At 44.1% G+C, this 5060-nt stretch carries 4 protein-coding genes; all 4 read right to left on the reverse strand.

Features of this window, described 5'->3' with window-relative positions; all coding sequences use genetic code 11:
* Positions 1-224: 224 nt before the first annotated feature.
* The gene (locus tag F6J94_RS29980; RefSeq protein WP_293046992.1) at positions 225-1448 is read right to left on the reverse strand and encodes a HEAT repeat domain-containing protein; all 1224 of its coding nucleotides are present in this window, start codon (positions 1446-1448) and stop codon (positions 225-227) included.
* A gap of 295 nt (positions 1449-1743) precedes the next feature.
* Positions 1744-2730: a DMT family transporter gene (locus tag F6J94_RS29985; protein WP_293046994.1), complete on the reverse strand. Its 987-nt coding sequence runs from the start codon at positions 2728-2730 to the stop codon at positions 1744-1746.
* A 231-nt stretch (positions 2731-2961) separates the two neighbouring features.
* Positions 2962-3204 (reverse strand): HNH endonuclease signature motif containing protein, encoded by a 243-nt coding sequence (locus F6J94_RS29990; protein ID WP_293046996.1) that lies wholly within the window; start codon positions 3202-3204, stop codon positions 2962-2964.
* A gap of 24 nt (positions 3205-3228) precedes the next feature.
* Positions 3229-4752: a group II intron reverse transcriptase/maturase gene (ltrA, locus tag F6J94_RS29995; RefSeq protein ID WP_293046998.1), complete on the reverse strand. Its 1524-nt coding sequence runs from the start codon at positions 4750-4752 to the stop codon at positions 3229-3231.
* Positions 4753-5060 lie beyond the last annotated feature (308 nt).

A 5060-nucleotide genomic window follows, 5' to 3' on the forward strand; every position in this document is an offset into this window, starting at 1 on the left:
TGCCTGAGTTTCAGACATTTGATCTTTCAAATTACCAGTATCTTGAAAATATCAACTAGGTAGAGAAATATAAAACAATTATTAATGTCAACATCTAAGCACGGGAATTAAAGCTATGTAATCTTTTATTCTATGCTATTCCATTTTAACGGTTTACACTTCCCTATCATAGCACGGTAAGTAAAGGTTACTAAACTTTTATTACCTGTTATGAATTTCCCTAACTAGTCGCTATTATCTTGGTAATGGTTTGAATTATTTTCTGATGAATTCAGGTAATTTTGTGCTGGTGGCAAACTATCCAGTTTAGTGGAAGGGCGCATTTTATTAAACTGATCGATTGCCCATTTTGCCGTTTCTCGCACTTCGGAATCCGGGTCATCGGTAGCGTGACGCAACATCTGCAAGACTTGGTTTAGTAATTCATAAATTCGCGTTGCATCCCGAATCGCATTTTTCCGGACTTGGGGGTTGTCATCCTGCAAAGAAATGGCTAGGGCTTTGTTAATCGGTTTGAGAGTTTTGGTGCTAATTTGGGATAAGGCTTCCAAAATCAAACCACGCTGCTTAGAATCAGAATCTACCATTAAGTTTACTAGGGGCTTTACTGCCCTAGAATCCCCCTTTTGGGCTAATTCCCAGATAGCTTGTTGTCGCTTTTTTGGATCTGGGTCTTCTAATTCTCTGATTAATTCCTCAACAATACTAAATTTAGTCAGGCGAGTGGTCTTTTTGACATGTAAGGAATCAGCTAAAGACTGAGGTTGAGGATTGCTAGAATTGGCGACATTATAACTAGCGCTATGGTTATAATCCCTTTGAGTATGGTGGTTTTGGGAGTCAGTTGACACTTGGACTTTGAGGTTATTGACTGTAGTATCTTGTTTAGCTTGATTTTCTGTGGAGGGCGCTAATTGTGAGTCTACGGGTCGTTTTGGTTTAGTCAACCACTTGAATAGGAAAAAACCGCCACCAGCCATGATGATGGCTGGGATGATCAACCATGATGACGGGCTCTTTTCCTGGGTCGAAGGTTCGGTAGTAGTCGATTCTGCAGTAGTCGATTCTGCTGCCACTAATTGACCTGAGTTTGGAGCTGAACTCGTGCTGGTGGTTGTGGTCTTAGCAGCGTAGGCTTGCTCCAATTCCTTCCTAGTAACCGAATCAACACTACCCAGTTTTCTCAATCCAATAGATTCTTGGAATAAAGCGACTGCTTTCTCTGTCTCTTCACCATAAACACCATCTTCAAGCCCATCGTAGAAGCCAAGATGCTTTAGCTTGGCTTGCACAAGAGCCACCTCTTGGCCCCGACTCCCTTTGAGCATTGGTTGGTCAGTTTCTGTGGCAGAAGGAGATTGAGCGATTACCAACGGGTCAGGGACGTTGTTGGGTGAAAATGCGTTCGCGTAGGGGTTCCAAAGGAACATCGCTTTTTCTAATTTCACTGCTAGGCTGGGTGCTGGGAACCAGCCTAGGCAGTTCAAACAGGTAGCTACAAGTATGATAGACCAATGGCGAGTCATAAAATTCTACAGGACTCGAATGTGAACGCCAATTCTAGCTTACGCACTTAACACACAACGCTAAATCCCATGTGCTTTACTCGTTCGAGCAACATAATTTTGGCTCGATTAATCTCAATTGTATCAAATCGGCTTCACTGCTGGGTTTCTGGTAGCTTAGCACTACCTTCTTCAGACGATCTCAGTTGTTGTTTCCACTGCCAGTTTTCCCCTTTGGCTAGCCGCTGTTGTTTGCGAGCCTTGCTTTGATCCGAGTTGCTATTTGTTCGCGCTGATTGACTAGATAAACGCTGAGCAATGTCAGGCACACACCAGTCCACTGTAGAGCACTGAGTACCTCAGACAACACTAAATTCCCAAATAGCAGGGCAAATACTGGTGTCAGAAAGGTTAAGCTACACAGACTAGTGAGATTCCCCTTGGAGGCAAAGTAGAAGAATATACCGTATGCGATCGCACTCCCGAAAACAGTGGAGTAAGCTAATGCGATCCAGCCAACTCCATCAATATTCACCCATTGCTGGGATTCTATGACACTAGAGAGGGCAAATAACGGTAATCCTCCTAGGATCATGTGCCAACCAACCGCAGCAACTGGGTCAGCATAGCGGCTGATAATGGGAACCATTACTGTTCCTACTGCCATGGAAAGGGATGCTAACAGCATCAGCCACTCTCCATGATCAAACAGCTGTTCCCAGCTTAATTCTATAGCTTGAGCGTTGCCAGTAAAAAGGCTGAGAATCCATTGATCGGGCAAGCCAATCAAGCTGATTCCTACTATACCAAATCCTAGTCCTAACCAACCCCACAGTCCAATAAGTTCACCAAAGAGCAATGCTGATAGCAGGGCGACCACTAGGGGTTGACTATCAATCATGACCGAACCCAAACCCGCACCAGTGCTAACCAATCCCTGGGCTAGGAAACCCTGAAACATTGCCCCATCCACTAAGGCAAATAAGCTAATCCACAGCCAGGCTAGCCAACCTTTCGGCTGGGGGCGACCCATCACAGTTGCTGCTCCTAATACTAAAACTCCTGCTGGTACTAACCGCACCCCAGCCATAAACATAGGGGTTGTGTTGGGGATCACCCCTTTCATGGCTACCATAGCTGTACCCCATAGAAAAAAGGGGGAAATCAGCAGTAGTGAACCTAGTAGTGACCTTGGTGACAGTATTGTGTTGGCTTTTAGTTGCATAATCCTGATTTATGGTGAAGAACAAAAATAACCGACACTCAAGCAGCTGTGCAACATTTAACCTGTGCAAACCTACTTATCAGCAGGAATGACCTGTATAGCACCAGGTAAAAACCTGGTGGTTGATTAAACTAAGCCGGTGAGTCGCCCCACCGACTCGTCTTCAGAACCGGACATGACACTTTCGCATCATCCGGCTCCTCATCATAGGAACCATTTACATTGGTACCTCTAGAACGGATTCTCATCTAACTTTGAAGAGTTGACTTTGGTCCCGTGTTTGACGTCGTGACAATGGAGGTGAAGTAACTCTAGATTTTTGTCTAGGTCGTTACCTCCTAGAGCGCGTGGTATAATATGGTGTTTTTCCAACAAATCTCCATCCCTGAAGGTAAGACCACAATGGGCGCATTTCCGGAAACGAAACCTTAGATAGTGGAGCCTTACTACAACAGACTTCAACCTTTTACGCATAACCTACCAACTATAAAGGCTCCACTATCTTACGGTAACTTCAAACCCTTCTTGCCGTTCTAAAAGCCTTCCCTTCTGAGTGGTCATCTCAGGATGCTTTCTCATTCTGGTGCTCCAATAAATTAGGTCTCCATCGTAGGGACTCCTGGTTTCTTGAACTTTTATGTGCCTGACTATTTCAGTTTTGGCATGTTTTGGGAGGTAGTTATTCCCGTTGGTCATGAATACCCAGTTATCTTCTCCGATGGTTCCCCAATATTTCTTGGTTACCCAGGTTCTTGATTTGTTGGGGTGTCTCCTATATCCCCATCTTCGAAGTTTGTTCCAGAGTAGATTCCCTAATTTTGAGAAGGTTTCTTTGCTACAAACAGAGCTGTAGTAGTTACACCATCCTCTTATAATAGGTTTAAGTTGGCTTATTAACGCCTTCTGTGGGGCAGCTTTATGTCTATTGATGACTTGGGAAAGCTGCCCGTAATGTTCTAGAACTTTTTCTTTGGATGGTTTGATGATGGTTTTAAAACCTCGTTTTGAATGGTTTTTACCTGTTTTATATTGACGGATGTTGAATCCAATAAAATCAAATCCGTCAAAAGTGTGGGTAATTTGGGTTTTACTTGGTTTTAGTTCCAACCCCATGTCCTGTAGCCATGTGTTGATTACTTCTTGATATTCTTCTACCACTTTTTGGTCTGGGTGAAGGATGACGAAATCATCTGCGTATCTAATTAGGGCTAATCCTTTTTTGTAATATGTTTTTTTACCCTTGATAGAGTTAGCATAGTTCCATACCTCTTGTTCCATTCCGTGGAGGGCTATGTTCGCCAATAGTGGGGATATCACCCCACCTTGAGGGGTGCCCTCGTTTGTGTGTGAGAATATTCCCTTATCCATCACACCGGCTTTAAGCCAGGACTTAATTAAACGTCTCATGGATGGATAGGTATTCAATTTTGTTAGAAGTGCATCATGGTTTATTTTGTCGAAGCATTTGGCAATGTCAGCATCAAGAACCCATTTGGGTTTTTTGTTGATGAAATTGAATATTGCTTCAATGGCATCATGACATGAGCGTCCTGGTCTGAACCCGTATGAATTGGGTTCAAATTTTTCTTCCCATTCAGGTTCAAGAGCCTGCTTGGCAAGTGCTTGTAATGCACGGTCGTACATAGTCGGGATACCTAAGGGGCGTTTTTCTGACCGTCCGGGTTTGGGAATCCATACCCTTCTGGTAGGTTGTGCCTTTTTGGAGACCTTGAGGCTAGCTACTAAGGCGAGGCGTTGCCTATTGGTTAAGGCTTTGAACCCGTCTATTCCGGCAGTCTTTTTGCCTTTATTCTCCTGGGTGACTCGTCTGACCGCAATCATTTTGGCTGACCAGGACTTCATCAGGGTCTTTTGGAGTTTTCTTACCACGCTCACGTCACCACGGCTCGAGGCTCGGTATATTCGTTTTTGTAACTTAAAAACGGTCATTTCCAGCTTTCGCCAATTGACCCTTCTCCATTCCGACTGTGGGGCGAACCCCCGAGTTTTAGACTTATTCATTACTACTTACAACCATACCCTTTCCTACAACGTGAGTCCGTCAGCATATCCTGGGCATTACCCCAGGCATTGGCTTCTGACTCAATCTCGCTCTCCTATGACTTGCGGTTAACTACCTACTCAACCATCGACCATGTTGAGAGTACATATGAGAGTTATTTCGTTCCTGATAACCATTCTGTGGACTTTTAGGGTGGTACTCTTCACCAGGAATATTCTTTGGGAAATCATTATGAGGCGGCAAAACCTCATAGTCCTTATTCCTTTGACTTTTGTCTGTAGCGTATCAGTCTATTTCGCTACATGCC

Origin of the sequence: Moorena sp. SIO1F2 (assembly GCF_010672755.1) — a bacterium.
Classification (GTDB): Bacteria; Cyanobacteriota; Cyanobacteriia; order Cyanobacteriales; family Coleofasciculaceae; genus Moorena.

Excerpts from the sequence above, each read along its gene's own strand:
- F6J94_RS29985 (WP_293046994.1), bottom strand. The coding sequence starts at position 2,730 with ATGCAACTAAAAGCCAACACAATACTGTCACCAAGGTCACTACTAGGT.
- ltrA (WP_293046998.1), bottom strand. The coding sequence starts at position 4,752 with ATGAATAAGTCTAAAACTCGGGGGTTCGCCCCACAGTCGGAATGGAGA.
- F6J94_RS29990 (WP_293046996.1), bottom strand. The coding sequence starts at position 3,204 with ATGCGTAAAAGGTTGAAGTCTGTTGTAGTAAGGCTCCACTATCTAAGG.